The 18,014-nt window shown below is 74.0% G+C and carries 13 protein-coding genes and 1 pseudogene; 5 read left to right on the top strand and 9 right to left on the bottom strand.

Annotated features, from left to right (window positions below; translation table 11 throughout):
• Positions 1 to 3: 3 nt before the first annotated feature.
• Complete coding sequence (locus tag AC07DW_RS23950; protein WP_478859722.1) at positions 4 to 915, bottom strand: TauD/TfdA dioxygenase family protein; 912 nt, start codon at positions 913 to 915, stop codon at positions 4 to 6.
• A 184-nt stretch (positions 916 to 1,099) separates the two neighbouring features.
• Here AC07DW_RS23950 and AC07DW_RS23945 point away from each other — a divergent pair.
• From AC07DW_RS23945 to AC07DW_RS23935, 3 genes and pseudogenes are all read left to right on the top strand, one after another.
• Positions 1,100 to 2,611, top strand: a pseudogene (locus AC07DW_RS23945) (amino acid adenylation domain-containing protein); the annotation flags it as partial.
• A 208-nt stretch (positions 2,612 to 2,819) separates the two neighbouring features.
• On the top strand, positions 2,820 to 3,113 hold the full coding sequence (locus AC07DW_RS23940; protein WP_478859762.1) for an acyl carrier protein: 294 nt from the start codon (positions 2,820 to 2,822) through the stop codon (positions 3,111 to 3,113).
• Positions 3,110 to 3,850: a thioesterase II family protein gene (locus tag AC07DW_RS23935; RefSeq protein ID WP_478859761.1), complete on the top strand. Its 741-nt coding sequence runs from the start codon at positions 3,110 to 3,112 to the stop codon at positions 3,848 to 3,850. The genes AC07DW_RS23940 and AC07DW_RS23935 overlap by 4 nt, the downstream gene beginning before the upstream one ends.
• 132 nt (positions 3,851 to 3,982) lie before the next feature.
• Here the strand turns inward: AC07DW_RS23935 and AC07DW_RS23930 are convergent, their stop codons facing one another.
• The 7 genes from AC07DW_RS23930 to AC07DW_RS23900 form a co-directional block, all read right to left on the bottom strand.
• Positions 3,983 to 5,353 carry an MFS transporter gene (locus AC07DW_RS23930; RefSeq protein WP_478859721.1) on the bottom strand — a complete coding sequence of 457 codons (1,371 nt, stop codon included), beginning with the start codon at positions 5,351 to 5,353 and terminating at the stop codon, positions 3,983 to 3,985.
• A 63-nt stretch (positions 5,354 to 5,416) separates the two neighbouring features.
• Positions 5,417 to 6,739, bottom strand: coding sequence for a preATP grasp domain-containing protein (locus AC07DW_RS23925; RefSeq protein WP_478859720.1), 1,323 nt, complete (start codon positions 6,737 to 6,739; stop codon positions 5,417 to 5,419).
• A 55-nt stretch (positions 6,740 to 6,794) separates the two neighbouring features.
• On the bottom strand, positions 6,795 to 8,129 hold the full coding sequence (locus AC07DW_RS23920) for an alanine racemase (protein WP_478859719.1): 1,335 nt from the start codon (positions 8,127 to 8,129) through the stop codon (positions 6,795 to 6,797).
• 109 nt (positions 8,130 to 8,238) lie between these two features.
• Positions 8,239 to 9,393 (bottom strand): aminotransferase class V-fold PLP-dependent enzyme, encoded by a 1,155-nt coding sequence (locus AC07DW_RS23915; protein WP_478859718.1) that lies wholly within the window; start codon positions 9,391 to 9,393, stop codon positions 8,239 to 8,241.
• Positions 9,394 to 9,412: 19 nt separating this feature from the next.
• Positions 9,413 to 10,513 carry a fatty acid desaturase gene (locus AC07DW_RS23910; RefSeq protein WP_478859717.1) on the bottom strand — a complete coding sequence of 367 codons (1,101 nt, stop codon included), beginning with the start codon at positions 10,511 to 10,513 and terminating at the stop codon, positions 9,413 to 9,415.
• A gap of 153 nt (positions 10,514 to 10,666) precedes the next feature.
• Entirely contained in the window at positions 10,667 to 11,755 is a 1,089-nt protein-coding gene (locus tag AC07DW_RS23905) for an N-acetyltransferase DgcN family protein (RefSeq protein ID WP_478859716.1), read from the bottom strand.
• 167 nt (positions 11,756 to 11,922) lie between these two features.
• Positions 11,923 to 12,930, bottom strand: a complete 1,008-nt coding sequence (locus AC07DW_RS23900) for a hypothetical protein (protein WP_478859715.1) — start codon at positions 12,928 to 12,930, stop codon at positions 11,923 to 11,925.
• A gap of 225 nt (positions 12,931 to 13,155) precedes the next feature.
• Between AC07DW_RS23900 and murC the strand changes: the two genes are divergently transcribed.
• Entirely contained in the window at positions 13,156 to 14,586 is a 1,431-nt protein-coding gene (gene murC, locus AC07DW_RS23895) for a UDP-N-acetylmuramate--L-alanine ligase (protein ID WP_478859714.1), read from the top strand.
• Positions 14,583 to 15,827 (top strand): MFS transporter, encoded by a 1,245-nt coding sequence (locus tag AC07DW_RS23890; RefSeq protein WP_478859713.1) that lies wholly within the window; start codon positions 14,583 to 14,585, stop codon positions 15,825 to 15,827. Before murC ends, AC07DW_RS23890 begins: the two co-directional genes overlap by 4 nt.
• Before the next feature lie 277 nt (positions 15,828 to 16,104).
• Here the strand turns inward: AC07DW_RS23890 and AC07DW_RS23885 are convergent, their stop codons facing one another.
• On the bottom strand, positions 16,105 to 17,790 hold the full coding sequence (locus tag AC07DW_RS23885) for a ribonuclease J (protein WP_478859712.1): 1,686 nt from the start codon (positions 17,788 to 17,790) through the stop codon (positions 16,105 to 16,107).
• Positions 17,791 to 18,014: the final 224 nt, after the last annotated feature.

The following is an 18,014-nucleotide window of genomic DNA, read 5'->3' as shown; positions in this document are numbered from 1 at the left end:
GCGTCAGCCGGCGTCGGCACCGGTGCCGACGCCCGTGCTGTAGGCGCTCGTGTCGCCGCGCAGGGCCACGCTCGGCCGGCCGTCGACGCCCACCGGTGTGGGCGCGGCGACGGTGAGGCGCTCGCCCCGCCGGTACTGGTCGCCGTAGTCGAGGATGGCGTAGTGCGCGGTCGACTGGTTGTCCCAGATGGCCACGTCCCCGACGCGCCAGCGCCACCGCACGGTCTGCTCGGGCCGGGTCAGGTACTCCTGGAGCAGCCTGATGATGTCGCGGGACGCCTGGGGGCCGTAGCCGACCACGCTGCGGGCGAAGCCGCCGAGCAGCAGCGACCGTTCGCCGGTCTCGGGGTGCACCCGCACGGCGGGGTGCTCGGCCTCGAACGGGGTGGAGATGTAGTGGCCGCGCTCGATGACGGTGTCGTCGGTGAAGTCGCAGTCGTTGCTGTGCACGATCCGCAGCCGGTCGGCGAACTCCCGCAGCTCCGGCGGCATGGACCGGTAGGCGGTCGCGGCGTTGGCCCAGATCGTGTCGCCGCCGAAGGGCGGGATGACCTTGCTGTGCAGGAACGCGAAGGCCGGCGGGCGCTCGATGAAGGTGAGGTCGGTGTGCCAGTGGTTGGCGCGGGTGCCCTGCTTGGAGTCCATCTCCCGCAGGTTCGGCCGTCCCTCGGGCGCTTCGTAGATGGGGTGGCCGAGGGTCAGCGTGCCGAAGCGCCCGGCGAAGGCGACCTGGGCGTCGTAGTCGAGGTCCTGGTCCCGCAGGAACACCACCTTGTGCGTCAGCAACGCCGATCGGATGTGCGCGACGGTCTGGTCGGAGAGCGGGCCGCCGGCGTCCACACCGCCGATCTCGGCCCCGATGTTTCCGGCGAGCGGGGTGACGGTCACGCCGGTCCTGGTCAGCAGCTCGGTCATCGTCCTGGCCTTTCCACGGAGTCGCCACACGGGCACGAATGTCAGGCGAGGCAAAAGGTTGCCACGACTTTGACTACCCTGGCAATATCGTGCCTCGCGCAGCTTCAGACGGGTCGGCCCCCGGCGACGAGCCTTACCGGCGGGGCGGCGGGCCCGGACACCGACGACCAGTGGAGGAATCCTGATGGCGACGCTGTCGCAGAACGACGTGCCGGGCACCCCGGCCGCCGCGTCCCTGCCGAGGGGGCACGGCGAACCACTGCCTCCCGGCGCGCTCACCCCGGTCCACGAGCTGGTCGCCGGACACGCCGGGCGGACCCCCGCGCGCATCGCCGTGCGGAGCGGCACGAGCAGCATCGGCTACGGCGACCTCGACACGTGGGCCGGCGAGGTGGCCGCCCGGCTCGCCGAGGCGGGGGTGGAGCGCGGCGACCGGGTGGGCGTGTTCGTCGAGCCCTCCGTCGCCATGGTCGCCGCCGTCCTCGGCGTGCTGCGGCGTGGCGCCGCCTACGTCCCCGTGGACCCGGCCCACCCCGACCGGCGCGTCGCGGAGGTCCTGACCGACGCCCGGGTCAGCGCCGCCGTCGTCGGCGAGACGACCCTCCCGCGCCTCGCCGCGTCCGGCCTGCCCCTGATACGGGCGGAACGCGCCGCCCGCCGGGACGGCGCCCACGACCCCGCCGGCCCCGCACCCGGGCCGCCGCCCGCCGCCGTGACCGCGTCGGACCCGGCGTACCTCATCTACACCTCCGGCAGCACCGGGGAGCCCAAGGGCGTCGTGGTGGAGCACGGCCAGCTCGCGGCGTCCACCCTGGCCCGCCGCATGGTCTATCCGGGCGAGCCGGTCTTCCTGCTCGTCTCGCCGCTCGCGTTCGACTCCTCCGTGGCCGGTCTGTGGGGGACCCTGACCGCCGGCGGAACCCTCGTCGTGGCCACGGCGGACGAGGTCCGCGACCCCGAGCGCCTCGTCGGGCTCGTCGGTGAACACCGGATCACCCATCTGCTCTGCGTGCCCTCGCTCTACAGCGTCCTGCTCGACGCGGCGGTCCGGCTCGGGGCGGACCGGCTGGGCTCGCTGGAGACCGTGATCCTGGCCGGGGAGCCGCTGCCGCCGGAACTGGTGGCCCGTCACTTCGCCCGGCGCACCGGCCCCGCGGTGCTCGTCAACGAGTACGGGCCCACCGAGGCCACCGTCTGGGCCAGTCACCACCGCTTCGACGCCCCCGGCCCCGTCTCCATCGGCCGCCCCGTGCCCGGCGCCCGGCTGTACCTGCTGGACGACCGCCTGCGTCCCGTGCCGCCGGGCGCCGAGGGCGAACTGTTCATCGGCGGGGCGGGCGTCGCCCGCGGTTACCACGACAGGCCCGAGAGCACCGCACGGGTGTTCCTGGACGACCCCTTCGCTCCGACACCGGGCGCCCGCATGTACCGCACGGGAGATCTCGCCCGCTGGAACGAGGACGGGACGCTGGAGTTCCTGGGCCGCCGCGACCACCAGGTCAAGGTCCGCGGCCACCGGGTGGAGCTCACCGCCGTCGAGGCCCACCTGTGCGCGCTTCCCGGAGTGCGGGAGGCGACCGTCGTCGTGGACGACACGGCCGACGCGCTGGTCGGTTTCGTCCTCGCCCCGGCGGCCCCGGCTTCCGCCCCGACCCCGGAAGTCCTCAGGGAGCAGCTGGCCGGCCGGCTGCCCGCCGCCATGGTGCCGGCCCGTATCGAGGTGCTCGACGACTTCCCGCGCACCGTCAACGGCAAGACCGACCGCGCCGCGCTCAGGACCAGGGCCGGCGAGCGGCCCGCGCCCGCCGTCTCCGGCACGGAGCCCGTGGCCCCGGGGGCCCGCCCGGCCGCCGGCGGCGAGGCGGGCGACCTCACCGCTCGGGTCGGCCGCGGCGTGGGCCGAGGTGCTGAAGAGGCCGCACGTGCCGACCGACGTCAACTTCTTCGACCTGGGCGGTCATTCGCTGGCCATGTTCCAGCTCAGGGAGGCCCTGGAGCGGCACACCGGGGAACGGCCGCCCGTCGTCGCGCTGTTCAGGCACACCACCGTGGAGGCCCAGGCCGCGATGCTCCGCGAGGGCGCCGGCCGGACCGGCGCGGCGGGCGGGGAGGACGTACGCGCCCGGCAGGCGGCGGCCCGCCGCGCGCGGGCGGAGCGCGCACGGCGCCGTGCCGCCGGTCAGGAGGTGGCCCGGTGACCGCCTCCGCGCTCTGGCTGCACTGCCCCGCCCCCCTGACCGATCCGGCCGTACGCCTGGTGTGCTTCCCCCACGCCGGCGGCTCCGCGTCGTTCTTCCGCGACTGGGCGCACCGGCTGCCGGGCGTCGAGGTGTACGCCGTCCGCTACCCCGGGCGCGCCGAGAGGATCGCGGAACCGCCGCCGACGGACCTGCGCCTGCTGGGCCAGGAGGTCGCGGACGCGGTGGCGGAGCTGGCCGACCTCCCCGTGGCGCTGTTCGGCCACAGCATGGGGGCGGCGGTCGCCCTGGAGACGGCGGTGGCGCTGGAGGCCCGGGGCATCGAACCGGCCCACCTCTTCGCGTCCGGCTCCCGCGACGCCCCGTACCCGCCGCCGGAAGAGTGGGAGGAGAGTGCCGAGGAGGACGACGCGGCCGTCGTCGAACGTCTGCTCACCCTGGGCGGCACCGACCCCGAACTGGCCGCCGACCCGGACTTCCAGGAGCTGGTGCTCCCGTACGTCCGGGCCGACGGGCGCATGTTCCACACGTACGTCCCACAACCCGGGCCCGTCGTACGGTGCCCGGTGACGACGATCGCCGGTGACGTGGACGAGGACGCCGACCGCCGCCCCTGGAGCCGGCTGACCCGAGGCGCCGTGCGGGAGGTGACCGTGCCGGGCGACCACTTCTACCTGGTGGCCGAACCGCCCCTCACCCTGGTCCGGGAGTCCCTGCCGTCCCGGGCCGTCCGCTGAGACGACCGCCGCCCGGCACCGCCCGTGACCGATGTACGGTCACGGGCGGTGCCGGGCGCGTTCCACGGGCGGTGCCGGCGCGGCCACCCGGAGGCCGGCGGCGCGCCGGGTACCCGGAACGACGGGGGTTGTTCAGGGAGTCCGCTGGTTCACCCAGCGCCGCAGGCCGTCGGGCCACTTCCCACCGGCCGGCCCCGCCGCGGCCCTCCGCCCGGCTCCGGGCTGTTCGGCGGTACCGGCCTTTCCGGCGTTCCCGGTCCCGGCCTTCTCACGCGGCCGTTCGCGTTCGGCGAGGCCCCCGGCCGCCACGATGACCAGGGTCACCATCCCCCCGCCCAGGACGGCTGCCGCGGGGGACAGGAAGGTCAGCACCAGCGCCGAGGAGGCGGCCACGACGCTGTACCCGACGCCCGTCGCGGCGTACATGATCGCGTACCCGGCGGTGTGCGAGGCGGCGGGCAGCCGTTCACGGAGCGAGAGGTTCCGGGTCACCAGCACCGCGGCCTGGAAGGCGCCGCCGACCGCGAGGCCGAAGCCCATCCCGACCGCTCCGGGGAGGAGGGCGACGGACGTCAGGGCGACGGTGGTCACCAGCAGGCAGACCAGGCTCTGCCGGCGCACGCCGCCCGGCCACGGCCGGCGGCCGTACACGACACCACCGGCCACACAGCTCACCCAGAAGACCATCAGCAGCGGCGCCGCCGTGCCGACGTCCATGCCCCGGTACTCCACGAGGGCGGGCAGCACCAGCTCCATGGTGGACAGCATCGCCATGGAGGCGGCGGCCGTGAGGTACACGGGCCAGGCGCGGACGAGCAGGCCGAGCGCCGACGGGGTCTCCTCCGCCTCCGCACCCGCCGTCCCCCGCCCGGCCGCGTCCGCGTCACCGTCCGCCCGAGCGCGGACGTCGTCGTCGGCCGCGCCGCGCCGCCCGGCCGGCAGCACCATCACCAGGCACAGGGCGGCGACGTCGAGGGCGGCCGCGACGGCGAACGGCACCCCGGGGTGGGTCGCCAGCGCGACGAACGCGACGAGCGGCGGCGCGCCCGCCCACACCAGCCCGTTGAGCACCACCTCGGCGCTCAGCACCTTCGACACGTCCCGCTCGGGCACGAGTTCCGTGAGCAGGGCCCGCATCCCGCCCGGCGTGGCCGCCGGCCCGAAGCCCGCGAGGAACACCAGCGCCACCACGGCGGGTGTCGGCAGCGAAGGCCCGAAGAAGAGGGCCGCGTACGCGACGGCCCCGGTCCCCAGGCCCAGTCCCAGGTGGAACCCGGCGCGCTCCGGCCGGAACAGCAGCCCGAGGACGGGTGCGCCGACGACCTCGGCGACCACCCAGACCGCCGCCAGGGTCGCCCCCAGGGCGTAGCCGCCGGGCCGCTCCCGGGCCAGGAAGACGCACGCCAGGGGCGCCATGGAGATCGGCAGTTTGTTGGCCAGCGCGGCGACCGACCACACGTACACCTGCTTGGTCGCGATGCTGCGATATCCCACTGCGGTCATGCCCGTCCGCTCTCCCCGCTCACCCGTACTCGTACCTCCCTGTCCGGTGCCGTCCCGGCTCCGTCAGTCGCCGAACAGCCCCACCATCGTCCGCTCCAGTTCCTCGGCCTCCCCGGCGTCCCGGCCGATGACGGCCGCCTCGCCCCCGAGCCCGTCCGGTCCGGTCCCGTACACCGGGATCAGGACACCCGTCCGGGTCTCCGGGTCGTACGCCAGGCCGTGCTCCTCCAGGGTCCGCAGCGCCGTACCGAAGGACGGGAAGGCCGTCTCGCGGCGTTCGATCAGGCAGCGGTCCCGCAGGAAGTCCCCGCCCACCACCCGCCGTCCGATGGCGAACAGATGGCTGGAGCCGCCGTAGCGGCCGTTCCACTCGTTGAACATGACGCGTCCGTCGGCGGTCAGCATCGCGTCGATGTTGGTCACCCCCCGGTAGCCCATGGCCCGCATCGCCTCGGCGAGGCGCTCGAGGTCGCGCAGGAAGCGGGGAAGGGCCTTCGCGTGGCCCGACGACCCGGGTACGGGGATGACCACGCCGTCGCACACCGGCTTCATCCGGATCCTGCCGTAGCCGTACACGTCGACCGACTCCTCGGCGACCACGGCCTCGCCCCAGACGGGCAGGGCGCCGTCCACGTAGTGCTCGACGACCACCCGGCCGCCGGTTCCCGCCGTGTACCAGGCCCACCGCTCGGCCACGTGGTCGGCGAGCGCGCCGCGGTCGGTGAACACGTGGCAGCGCAGGGCGCCCAGCGCCTCGATGCCGGCGGTCGGGGTGAGGATCTCGTTGCCGAACCCGCCGGCGTTCACGTCCTGCTTGACGATGGCCGCGCGGCCCGACGACAGCATCTCCCACACGAAGTCGACCACCGTCTCCGGCGCGTCGGCGACCACGCCGTCGGGGAGCGGCAGCCCGATCCCGCTCGCCACGGCACGGAACGCCACCTTCCCGTTGAGCAGTTCGTTGCCGCCCTGGTCCATGAAGGCGAAGCCCGTCGTGCCCTCGGCCAGGCCGAGGGCCTTGACGAACCGGTTGACGTAGCCGTCGAGGTAGTACGGCTCGGCGGCCCGGACGCCGCGTTCCCGCAGCAGGCCGCGCAGTCCGGTGAGGAACCCCTCGTCCATGAGGCGGTCGCCGGTCAGGACGTCCCCGCCGAGCTTGCCCTCGGGCGGGACGACCACGGTGAGGGACGAGGCGGGGAAGCCGAGCTTCCCGGCGACGTACGCGAGGAAGTCCTCGTCCGGAGCGAGCGGCAGGACGACGACGTCACCCGGCCGGGACAGCCACAGCATGCGCTGCCCCTGACTGCCGACGTGCCTGCGCTGTTCGGGCGGCATGTCCGCCGGTCCGGTCTCGTTGGCCCAGTTCCCGACGACGAGCCTTGCCATGGAGTCACCCCAATTCGGTGCGCGCGATGGACGGTCCGGAAGACCCCGGTTCCCGCTAGAAGAACGTCCGGACGAAGTCGACGACGGTCTCTCCCCGGGTCACCGGGATGAGTTGCCACTTGTCGAACGCCGTGCACGGATAGGCGAGGCCGATGCCGGCCCAGTCCCCGACCTCCATCGTGTTGCCCGGCGCGAGCCGGATGAACGCGTGCTGGTCGTTGATCTCCTTGATGACGCAGTCCCGCAGCGGACGGGTCACGCCGTCGGGCCCGCGCACCACCTGCGGTTCGGGCGGCCAGGCGTCGAAGGACAGGTCCCGCTTCCCCGCCGTGACGAGCGCCAGGCCGGGCTCCGGCCGGGAGGTCACCCGCGCCCAGGCCCGCAGGGCGGGACGCAGCGAGCCATCGGCGCCCGCGTCGCGGGAGAAGGGCGACATCCAGCGGTAGAAGCCGTCGTCGTGCGCGACGTAGCAGCCGCTGCGCAGCACCGGCCGGACGTTCAGGCCGTCCGGCCACGGCCGGTTCAGCATGTCGGCGACCTGGTCGAAGAAGCAGCTGCCGCCCGCGGTCACGATCACCGTGTCGGTCTCGAACAGGCCTTGCCGGTGCAGGAGTTCGGTCACTTCCCGCATCCGGCCCAGGAAGCCGTCGATCACGCTGAGGCTGTACGGCGACGGGTCGTTGACCAGGACGCCCTCGTACCCTCCGACGCCGGCCAGGCGCAGCACCGGGCTCGCGGCCACGGCACGGGCGGTGGCGAGCGCGTCCTCCACGGTGCGCGCCCCGGCGCGGCCGCCGGTCCTGCCGATCTCGACCAGCACGTCGACGGGCCGGGACGGCGCCGGCCGCAGGGCGGTGAGCGCCTCGGTCATCCGCGTGACGACGGCGGGGGAGTCGGCGAAGCAGCTGAAGGTGAAGCCGGGGTCGCGGTCCAGTTGGTCCGCGACCCAGGCCAGGGAGGGGGCGTCCACGAGTTCGTTGGCGAACAGCACGTCGGCCACGCCGAACGCGCGGTACACCCGCAACTGGGCGGTGTTGGCGGCGGTGATCCCGCAGGCCCCGGCGTCGAGCTGGCGGGCCCACAGCTGCGGGGCCATCGTGGTCTTGCCGTGCGGAGCGAGGTGGACGCCGCGTTCCGCGCACCACTTGGCCATGGTGGTGATGTTGTGTTCCAGGGCGTCGGCGTCCAGGGTGAGGAGCGGACCGACGAACCCGTCGTCGAACACGTTGAGACGGCGGGCGGCCAGCTCGGCGACCGTACTGCCCTCCGCCGAGACCGGCAGCCCCTTGAACCGCCAGTCGACCCGCTCGTCACCGAGCGCCCGTACGGCCGCCCTGTCGATCGCGTGTTCCGCCCCCACGGGGCCTCCCGTCAGCTCGCCCTGTTCCATGGACCCGCCCTCCTCCTGTGATCGATGTGGTCTTTCACGGCGAACGCCGGCAGCGCGCCTCGCGGTGGTTCACCGGCCCCGCCTCGGGACCCGGCCGCCCCGCCCGGTCTCAGAGCGCCGCGACGGGACGCCGGCGCAGCACCTCGCCGAGCGCCCCGGCGAACTCCTCGATGTCGTCGGGGCCGTTGTGGTGGTGCGGGGACACACGGACCGCCTCCGTCACCCCGTGCCGCCGCATGTAGAGCGGCGTGTGGCTGCCCAGCGCCACCCAGACGTTGACGCCGCGGGCGGCCAGCTCCTCCCGTACCCGCGCCGCCGGGACGTGCTCGCAGACGAAGGTGACGAGGGAGGCGTGTCGGGTGCCCGGATCGACGAGCCGGGTTCCCGGCAGGCTCTCCACCACGGCGCGCACCCGCTCGCGCAGCGGCGACGGCCGGACCTCCCCGCGCTCCGCGTGCTCCAGGTGGTGGCGGAGCGCCGCGTGGAGACCGGCCACCGCGGCGCCGCTGCGCTCGGCGTACTCGAACCGCCGCGCCCCGTCGGTGTGGACCTCGTACGCGTCGTCGGAGGTCATGTCGGCGACGTGCAGGTCGTGGAAGGGCGGGGACGCCGCGGCGCGCAGCCGCGGTCCGACGAAGGCGAACCCGGTCCCGCGCGGCCCGCGCAGGAACTTGCGGCCCGCCCCGGTGAGCAGGTCGCACCGGATCTCCCGCACCGATACCGGAAGCTGTCCCACCGACTGGCAGGCGTCCACCAGGTACAGGCAGGGCCAGTCCGCGAGGATCCGCCCGATCTCCTCGACCGGGTTGACGATCCCGCAGCCCGAGGGGACGTGCGGGACGGAGACGACGGCGACGTCCTCCCGGATGTTCCGGCGCATCCAGTCCAGGTCCGGGTCCCCGTCCGGCAGCAGCGGCACCACCTCGACGCGCACCCCGGCGCGACGGCGCAACTCGGTCCACAGGATGAGGTTGCCCGCGTACTCGTACGGGGTGACCCAGACCCGGTCCCCGGGGCGGAGGCGGAGCGACCCGACGGCCGAACTCCAGGCCCGGGTCGCGCTGTCGAACAGCGCCATGTCCTCGACGGGCGCGTCGACCACGCGCGCGAGGGTCTCGTACACGCCCTTCTCCAGGACGGACGCGTGCCGCTGCTCGGTCTCGTAGGCGCCGCCCGCGGCCTCCTCGCGCAGGTAGGCGGTCATGGCCTCGACGACGGCGGGCGGCATGAGACCCGCCCCGGCGGTGTTGAGGTGCACGGGCATCCGGCGGTCTCCGTTCGGGTCAGGCGGACCGGGCGAGCGCCGCGGCCTCGGCGAAGGAACCGCCGCCGTCGATGTGTGCGGGATCGCCGCCCGTCCGGCGCCAGCGGCGGTACTTCGCGGCGTAGCTGAGCAGCGTCTCCTGGTCCTTGCGGCCCCGGGAACGGGTGAGGACGCCGGCCCACAGGCCGTCCCAGCGGGCGTAGGCGGGGTCCTGGAGCAGCACCCGGTGCGCACGCTTCATGTTCCAGAACGGCACGCCCGTGTTGAGGTGGTGCACCAGGTGGTAGTTGTCGTGGTGGCGGCCGAGCAGGAAGCGTTCGAGCGCCCAGCCGTGCCGGTTGCGGGTCATCAGGATCTGCCGTGACTCGCTCTCCGGCAGCGGGTAGTGCTCCGCCAGCTCCGACAGCCAGCCGATGGCGATGGCCGTGGTGAACAGGGGGACGAACCAGAACAGCAGCAGTTCCAGCAGCCATCCCTGCCAGGCGCACAGGGACACGATCGCGGCCCACTGCAGGAGCAGCAGCACCCGCTCGGTCCCCTGCCGCACCGGCATCGACACGGCGACGTCCTCCGCCCGGAACAGGACGCGGTCCCGGACGACGTACGTCACATACGCGGCGGCCCGCAGGCCGAGGACCGCGGAGGCGATGTTCCGCACGAAGAACTTCCGGTCGGACTGCGTGTGGTCGTAGATGCCGACGTCCACGTGGAAGCTGTAGTCGGGGTCCTTCTCCGGGTCGCCGAGGAAGCGGTGGTGGAACCCTATGTGGGAGTTGCGGTACGGGTTGTACATGTGCAGGACGAGGTAGCCCGAGAACACCGTGCCGAAGAGCAGGTTGAGACGCCCGTTCCTGGCCAGCACCTTGTGCGAGGACTCGTGCAGCAGGTTCACGAACGCCCGCTGCGTCGACCCGATGAGGACGAGGGCGAGGGGGTAGAACCAGTAGGAGACTCCCACGCACAGGTACACGGACGCGGCGACGAGCGCGTAGTCGCCGAGGAGCGCCAGGGGCGCGTGGTGGTTGTCCAGGGCGCAGAGCTCCCTCAGCTGCTTGCGCACCCGGCGGTCGAGCCTGCTGAAGTCGAGACGGAGATCCTCGTTCTCCAGGGATGTCGTCACGTTGCCTCTCCATGGTCTGAGGGGAGCGGAGACGGACCCGCGGTGGGGGTCGCGGGGCGTGCGGGATCGCGCGGGCGCGGGCGGCGCCGGCGGCGCGGTCCCGCCCGGCCGCGCCGCCGCCCGCGGTCCGGGGGCGCCGGCCGCCCCGGGGGGTCATTCCGCCACGGGCCCGGCCAGGATCGCGTCGAGCAGCGGGGCGGGCCCGTACCGGAGCACGTCCGTGGCGGGCAGCCCGGTCTCGGCCTCGATGCGGGCGAGCTCCGCCCGCGCCTCGGAGTCGGGGACCCCCTTGGTGATCACGGAGATCCCCACCACCCGGCCGGGGCCGTCGGGCCACAGCCACTGGGCCGCCTGTTCGTTGATCTCGACCGCCCGGCGCAGCGGGGGCAGCGGCCACTCGGGCATCAGCTTGATGGCCGGACGCCGCAGGTCGTGGCAGAGGATCATCGCGTCCGGCCGGGTGCCGTGCAGCAGGCCGAGCGTCACCGCCGAGAAGCGCGGGTGGTTGAGCGCGCCCTGGCCCTCGACCAGCACCAGGTCGTGGTCGCGCGTGGCGGTGCACACCTCGTCCTCGACGACGCTGTTCACGAAGTCGCTCATGATCGCGTCGACGGCCACCCCGCGCCCCGTGATCATCATGCCGATCTGACCGGTGGCCACGAAGTGGGGCGCGAGTCCGCGCCCGGTGGCCTCCCGTTCGATCTCCAGCATCGTCGTCATCTTGCCGATGCCGCAGTCCGTGCCCACCGCCAGCACGGTCCGGCTGCCGGGACGGTGTTCCCGCGCTCTCAGGACGGGCCGGCCGTCCGGCGCGACCTCCGTCCGGTAACGTTCGGTCGGCTCGCGGCGCACGTCCCAGATCGTGGCCCCGGAGCGCTCGGCGGCCGCGCGGATCTCCTCGTCCGCCGACAGCTGGGCGTGCAGGCCGTTGACGACGTCGAGGCCCGCCTCGACGGCGGCGAGTATCTCCGCCCGCCAGTACGGGTGCAGCGCGCCGCCGGTGGGCTCGGTGGCCAGGAGCACCGCGTCCGGCTGGAGGTCCCTCGCCGCGGCGACGTCGCGGACCACGGGGATGCCGTGGCCGAGGCCCACGACCTCTCCCGTGTCGCGGCCGGCGTTGCCGCGGTCGACGACCGCCACCACCCGGTCGGACCGGTACCGCAGCACACCGGCCAGGGTCTTCGACGGTTGGGGGGTCATCTCCTCGTCCGCCAGGACGGCAAGGCGCTTCAGGTGGTCCATCTCCACTCTTCCTCTCGCTTGCTGTCGGCGTCGCGTGCGGCGGGCCGGCGGGGCGGACCTCGTGCGGCCGCCCGGGCTCATGAGGTCGCCCGCACGCCGGCCCCAGTTGGCAATCATGCTGCCAGACCTTGCCAAGATGGGCAATGTCTTGTCGCCAGGAGGGGAAGTCAGGCAATGCCGTTGTACGGGGGCCGGATGTCGTCGGCCAGGCGGCGCAACGCCCGGATGGTGGTCCGCACTTCGAGCAGGTACTCGGTGGCGGTGAAGCGGTGGGCGAGCGCGGGCGGTACGAAGCCCGGCGGGAGTCCCACGGTGTCGACGGCGCACCCGGTCGGCAGGGCCAGTGTCCGCACCGCGCCGGCGTGCTGCGCCGGCACGTTGATCGGGGACGTCACCAGCAGCAGCCGGTGGGACGGGCCCGGCCGCTCCAGCCGCCCGTTGAAGAAGGCGTACGTGTCGGCGGTGTTCGCCCGGCGCCGCGCCGGATCGGCCGCCGGGGCCGCCACCACCCGTACCGGGCGGCCCGCCGCGTCGGTGTAGCGCCGCACCGCCCAGGCGCCGGGCGCGGGCGCCGCTTGCCCCTCCACGCGCTCCGGCTCCCCGAGCCCGAAGGCCGTGCGGGCGGCGTGGTCGAGCGCCCCGAACTCGTCGTGGACCCCCGGCGCCCCGGCGGCGGCCGCGAGGGCGGACTCGCCGTCGGCGAAGGGCCGGTGACCCCCGAGCGCCGTCACCGTGCCCGCCTCCACCCGGCCGGATCGCACCAGGTGCGCCGCGTAGCCGGTACGCGCCAGGCAACCCCTGATCGACCCGCCGAGGATCAGCACGTGGTCGTAGCGGCGCCATCGCGGCGGGGCCGGCCGGCACATCCCGAGCGCCTCGGCCGCCGCGTGGACGAGGCGGGCCTGCCCGGGGGTCAGGTCGAGCCGGCCCGCCTGGTCGCGCTCACGGCCCTGCCGGGTGTCCCAGCGCTCGGAGAACGCGTCGAGGCGGGCCAGCCGCTCCGCCGGGCCTCCCGCCCCGGCGCGCAGGTCCCGCGCGAGGCGGCGGTCGCGGCGGTCGGCGGCGAACGCGTCGACCAGCGCGCACACGGCCTCCGAGGCCGTCCAGGCCGCGAGTGCGCCCGCCGTGCCGGCGCCGTCGCCGAGGGGAGGGGGCGAGGGGAACGTGTGGTCCATTCGGCGGCTCCGCGGTCAGGGCCGCGAGCCCCGGGGCGGCACGCGGCGCGGCGCCCGGCGGGCACGGACCGGCGCGTCGCTGTGACGTCGCGGTGTTCCCGGCGGGCGAGGGATAGAATTGCCAATTCTGGCAACAAGAGGCATCGTAACGTTGACGCACCGTCACCGCCGCCGGCGCACGGCACGGACAGCCCCGGCCGCCGGCACGTCGAGAAGGAGGCCGCCATGCCGCCGACCACCCGGACCGGTGTCGTCGGGAGTCCCGAGGAGGCCGCGCTGCTCGGCCCCGTCCACTTCATCGGTGTCGGCGGCATCGGGATGAGCGGACTCGCCCGCCTGCTCGTGGCCCGCGGCACCGCCGTGTCCGGCAGCGACGCCCGCGAGTCCGCCAACGCGCGGACACTGCGCGCCCTGGGCGTCACGGTCCACATCGGCCACGACGCCGCGCACCTGGGCGACGCCCGCGCGGTCGTCGTCTCCAACGCGATCGAGGACGGCAACCCGGAGCTGGACGCGGCGCGCCGACGCGACCTGCCGGTGCTGCACCGCGCGCGGCTCCTGGCCGGCCTCATGGCGGGGAAGGACCGCGTCGCCGTGGCCGGCACGGTCGGCAAGACCTCCACCACCTCCATGCTCACCGCCATCGCCTGCCGCGGCGGCCTGGACCCGTCCTTCGCCATCGGCGGCCACGTCACCGAGTTCGGCGCCAACGCGCGCCACGGCACCGGCCGGATGTTCATCGCCGAGGCCGACGAGAGCGACAGCTCCTTCCTGCTCCTGTCGCCGGACACGGCGGTCATCACCAACATCGGCGCCGAGGACCACCTGGAGGTGCACGGCAGCGCCGAGAACTACTTCCGCACCTTCGAGCGGTTCGTCGACCGCCTGCCCGACGGCGGCCTCCTCGTCACCTCGGCCGACGACGCCGGCGCGGTACGGCTCACCCCCTACGCCCGGCGGCGGCTGCGCGTGCGCACCTTCGGCACCTCGCCCGGCGCCGACCTCCGCGTCGCGGACATCACGGTGACGCCCGGCGGCTCCGCGTACCGACCGGCCCTCGACGGCGCGCCGCTGCCCCCGATCGGCATCCCGGTGCCCGGCCGTCACATGGTGATGAACTCCGCCGCCGCCCTCCTGACCGCCCTGGAGCTGGGCCTGCCGGTGGACCGCGCGGCCGAGGCGCTCGCCACGTACCGGGGCGTCGGGCGCCGCTTCGAGTTCAAGGGCGAGGCCGCGGGCGTACGGGTCTACGACGACTACGCGAGCTACCCCCTCAAAGTACGGGCGCAGCTGCGCGCGGCCCGCGTCGTCGCCGGCGCGGGCCGCCTCGTCGTGGCCTTCCAGCCCTCCCTGTTCAGCAGTACGCGCCGGTTCGCCGCCGAGTTCGGCGCGGCGCTCGGCGAGGCCGACGAGGTGGTGGTCCTCGACGTGTCCCGGGCGCGCGAGAAGCCGCTGCCCGGGGTGACCGGCGAGCTGATCGCCGACGCCGTGCCGCTGCCGCCCGGCCGGGTGACCTTCGTACCGCGACGGTCCGAGACCGCGGCCGTGCTGGCGGGACTCGCCCGCTCCGGTGACCTGGTCCTGACCATGGGCAGCGGCGACGTCACCCTGGTGGGGCCGGAGCTGCTCGCACTCCTCGGCGGCGACGGCGCATGAACGGCGGCGCGCGGACCGCGACCGCCCCGGCGCCCACCCGCGAATTCCCGTTGCGCGACCGGGACTTCCGGCTGTTCTTCGCCGCCAGGACCGTCGCCAAGTTCGGGGACGGCATGGTCCCGGTCGCCCTGTCCGCGGGCCTGGTGCTCGCCGGGCACGGCGTCTCCGCCGTGTCCCTCGCGCTCGGCGCCTGGACCGCCTGCTTCGGCGGGTTCGTGCTCTTCGGGGGAGTGGTCGCGGACCGCTTCTCGCCCCGCCGCGTGATGGTGCTCGCCGACGTGCTGCGCCTGGTCGCGGTCGCGGCGCTCGCCGGGGTATTCCTGCGCGGCGATCCCGCGCTCTGGCTCGTCTACGCGCTGAGCGCCGTCACCGGCCTCGGGGCGGCCCTCTTCCAGCCCGGTATCGCGAGCACCATCCCCGCGATCGTGACCGACGTGCAGCGCGCCAACGCCCTGCTGCGTTCCTCGGAATCCCTGATGGCGGTCATCGGCCCGGTCATGGCCGGCGCCCTCGTGGGCCTCCTCGGCGCGGGCGGCCTGTACGCCCTGAACGCGGCCACCTTCGGTGTCAGCGCCGTGTGCCTGTTCCGCATGCGCCGCGGTCCGGCCCCGAGCACCGACGGGCAGTCGATGCTGGCCGAACTGGTCGACGGATGGCGGGAGTTCCGCAGCCGTACCTGGCTGTGGGCCACGATCACCGTCTGGGTCTTCTACTCCCTCGTCGTACTGGGCCCGATGGTGCCGCTGCAAACCGTCCTGATCACCGAGGAGGACGGCGCCCCCGCGCTGGGGGTGATGATGGCCCTCTACGGCGCCGGCAGCGCCGCCGGCGGCCTCGCCGCCCTGTGGCTCTCGCCCCGCCGCCCGCTCGCGGCCGGGGCCGTGACCCTGACCGGCGTGTCGGCGCACCTGCTGGCCCTCGGCGTGGGCGCGCCGCTGCCCGTGCTGGGCGCGGCGTTCCTCCTCGGGGGTGCCGCGCTGACGTTCTGGACCGTGATGTGGGCGACGGCGCTCCAGACCCACGTGTCGGCCCACGCCGTGAACCGGCTGCACGCCTATGACGTCGCCGGCTCGGTCCTGACCCTCGCCGCCGGCCGGGCGCTGGCCGGGCCGGCGGCCGACTGGCTCACGTCCCGCACGGTCCTGATCGCCGGCGCGGTGCTCAACTGCGTCGTCGTCGCCGTGCTGCTCGCGGTGCCGGCGGTCCGCGGACTGCCCCGCGCGGCGACGAAGGAGGCGTGAGCCGCCCGCCGTCCCGAGCGACGGCCGGCGCGGACCCCCCGGCCCACCGCGCGGCGACTGTCCCCGGCGGTGCCGAAGGTGTCGCGACAGCGGCCGGTGCCCACACCTGAGCGCCGCCCGGGCCGGCGCCCGACCGCGTCCGGTGCGGTCGGGCGCCGCGCGAAGAGCCGGGAGGCACCCTCGGACCAGGCGCTTCTTCCCTCTTCCGTGCGCTGTGCGACGTGCCGTGCGCTGTGCGACGTGTTGCCGGTGCCGCACCGCGCTGCCGGGCCGCGGCTCAGGCGTCGATGATGACGGGGATGATGAGCGGCTTGCGGCGGTGGGTGCGGAACGCCCAGTTCGCCACGGCGCGGGCGATGAGCTGTTCGAGTTGGTGCGCGTCCCCGACGCCCTCCTCGGCCGCGGTGGCCAGGGTCTTCTCGATGACGGGGATGACCGGCTCGAAGGTGGTGTCGTCGTGGACGAAGCCGCGGGCCAGGAAATCGGGGGCCTCGGCGAGGGCGCCGGTGTCCGCGTCGACGATCGCCACCACCGTGACCACGCCTTCGGCGGCGAGGGTGAGACGGTCCTTGAGGGACGCTTCGGTGGCGCCGCCGACTTCCATGCCGTCCACGTAGACGTTGCCCGCGGGCACCTTGCCGGTGATGGACGCGCGCCCGTCGACCAGGTCGACGACGACACCGTCCTCGGCGATGACGACCCGGTCCGGGTCGACACCGGTACGGATGGCGAGGTCGCCGTTGGCCCGCAGGTGGCGCCATTCGCCGTGCACGGGCATGACGTTCCGGGGCTTGACGACGTTGTAGCAGTAGACGAGTTCGCCGGCGCTGGCGTGCCCGGAGACGTGCACCTTGGCATTGCCCTTGTGGACCACGTGGGCGCCCCACCGGGTGAGCCCGTTGATCACCCGGTAGATGGCGTTCTCGTTGCCGGGGATGAGGGAGCTGGCGAGCAGGACGGTGTCGCCCTTGCCGATGCGGATGACGTGGTCGCGGTTGGCCATCCGTGACAGAGCGGCCATCGGTTCGCCCTGGGAGCCGGTGCACACCAGAGTGATCTTGTGGTCCGGGAGCTTCTCCAGCTCCTTGGTGCTCACGACCAGACCGGAGGGGACCTTCAGATAGCCCAGGTCACGGGCGATGCCCATGTTGCGGACCATCGACCGGCCGACGAAGGCGACCTTGCGGCCGTGCTGGTGGGCGGCGTCGAGGACCTGCTGGATGCGGTGCACATGGCTGGCGAAGCTGGACACGATGACCCGGCGCGGCGCGGTGCGCATCACCTGCTCGATCGCCGGGTTCAGCTCACGCTCGGAGGTGGTGAAACCGGGTACCTCGGCGTTGGTGGAGTCGGTGAGGAACAGGTCCACACCCTCCTCGCCGAGGCGGGCGAAGGCGCGCAGGTCGGTGATGCGGTCGTCGAGCGGGAACTGGTCCATCTTGAAGTCACCGGTGTGCAGCACCATCCCGGCACCGGTGCGGATCGCGACCGCGAGGCTGTCCGGGATGGAGTGGTTGACCGCCACGAACTCGCAGTCGAAGGGCCCGAAGGCGCGCCGGTCGCCCTCCCGTACCCGCACCGCGCGCGGCCGGATGCCGTGTTCCTTGAGCTTGGCCTCCAGGAACGCCAGCGTCAGCTTGGAGCCGACGACGGGAATGTCGGACCGCTCGCGCAGCAGGTACGGCACGCCGCCGATGTGGTCCTCGTGGCCGTGGGTGAGAACCACGGCCACGATGTCGTCGAGCCGGTCCCGGATCGAGGTGAAGTCCGGCAGGATCACGTCCACGCCGGGCTGGGTCTCCTCGGGGAACAGCACGCCGCAGTCGACGATGAGCAGTTTGCCGGCGTGCTCGAAGACGGTCATGTTGCGGCCGATCTCACCCAGGCCGCCCAGGGCGATGACCCGCAGCCCTCCCTCGGCAAGAGGCGGGGCGGCTTTCAGTTCGGGGTGCGGATGACTCATACCTTGACGTTACCCGGAGAGCGGGACGGGGTGATCCATCGCCTGTGTGATCTCTTCTGCACGGCGGGCACCACAGGGGGCTCCCCGCCCGTGCTCCGGCTGCCGCCGATGCCCCGTAACGCTCCCGGGGACGACGGTCGCCTGCCTGCCTGCCGGAGCGGTGCCGCCCCTGTGCCTGCCACAATGTGTCCGCCTTCCCGCAAGCCCCCGACACAGGGCCCCGC

Source organism: Streptomyces sp. NPDC045701 (assembly GCF_056432045.1).
This window is presented reverse-complemented; position numbering and strand designations above follow the sequence as displayed.

What these genes read in the sequence shown, in the direction of transcription:
- AC07DW_RS23950 (WP_478859722.1), bottom strand. Translation starts at nt 915, where the DNA reads ATGACCGAGCTGCTGACCAGGACCGGCGTGACCGTCACCCCGCTCGCC.
- AC07DW_RS23930 (WP_478859721.1), bottom strand. Translation starts at nt 5,353, where the DNA reads ATGACCGCAGTGGGATATCGCAGCATCGCGACCAAGCAGGTGTACGTG.
- AC07DW_RS23925 (WP_478859720.1), bottom strand. Translation starts at nt 6,739, where the DNA reads ATGGCAAGGCTCGTCGTCGGGAACTGGGCCAACGAGACCGGACCGGCG.
- AC07DW_RS23920 (WP_478859719.1), bottom strand. Translation starts at nt 8,129, where the DNA reads ATGGAACAGGGCGAGCTGACGGGAGGCCCCGTGGGGGCGGAACACGCG.
- AC07DW_RS23915 (WP_478859718.1), bottom strand. Translation starts at nt 9,393, where the DNA reads ATGCCCGTGCACCTCAACACCGCCGGGGCGGGTCTCATGCCGCCCGCC.
- AC07DW_RS23905 (WP_478859716.1), bottom strand. Translation starts at nt 11,755, where the DNA reads ATGGACCACCTGAAGCGCCTTGCCGTCCTGGCGGACGAGGAGATGACC.
- AC07DW_RS23900 (WP_478859715.1), bottom strand. Translation starts at nt 12,930, where the DNA reads ATGGACCACACGTTCCCCTCGCCCCCTCCCCTCGGCGACGGCGCCGGC.
- murC (WP_478859714.1), top strand. Translation starts at nt 13,156, where the DNA reads ATGCCGCCGACCACCCGGACCGGTGTCGTCGGGAGTCCCGAGGAGGCC.
- AC07DW_RS23890 (WP_478859713.1), top strand. Translation starts at nt 14,583, where the DNA reads ATGAACGGCGGCGCGCGGACCGCGACCGCCCCGGCGCCCACCCGCGAA.
- AC07DW_RS23885 (WP_478859712.1), bottom strand. Translation starts at nt 17,790, where the DNA reads ATGAGTCATCCGCACCCCGAACTGAAAGCCGCCCCGCCTCTTGCCGAG.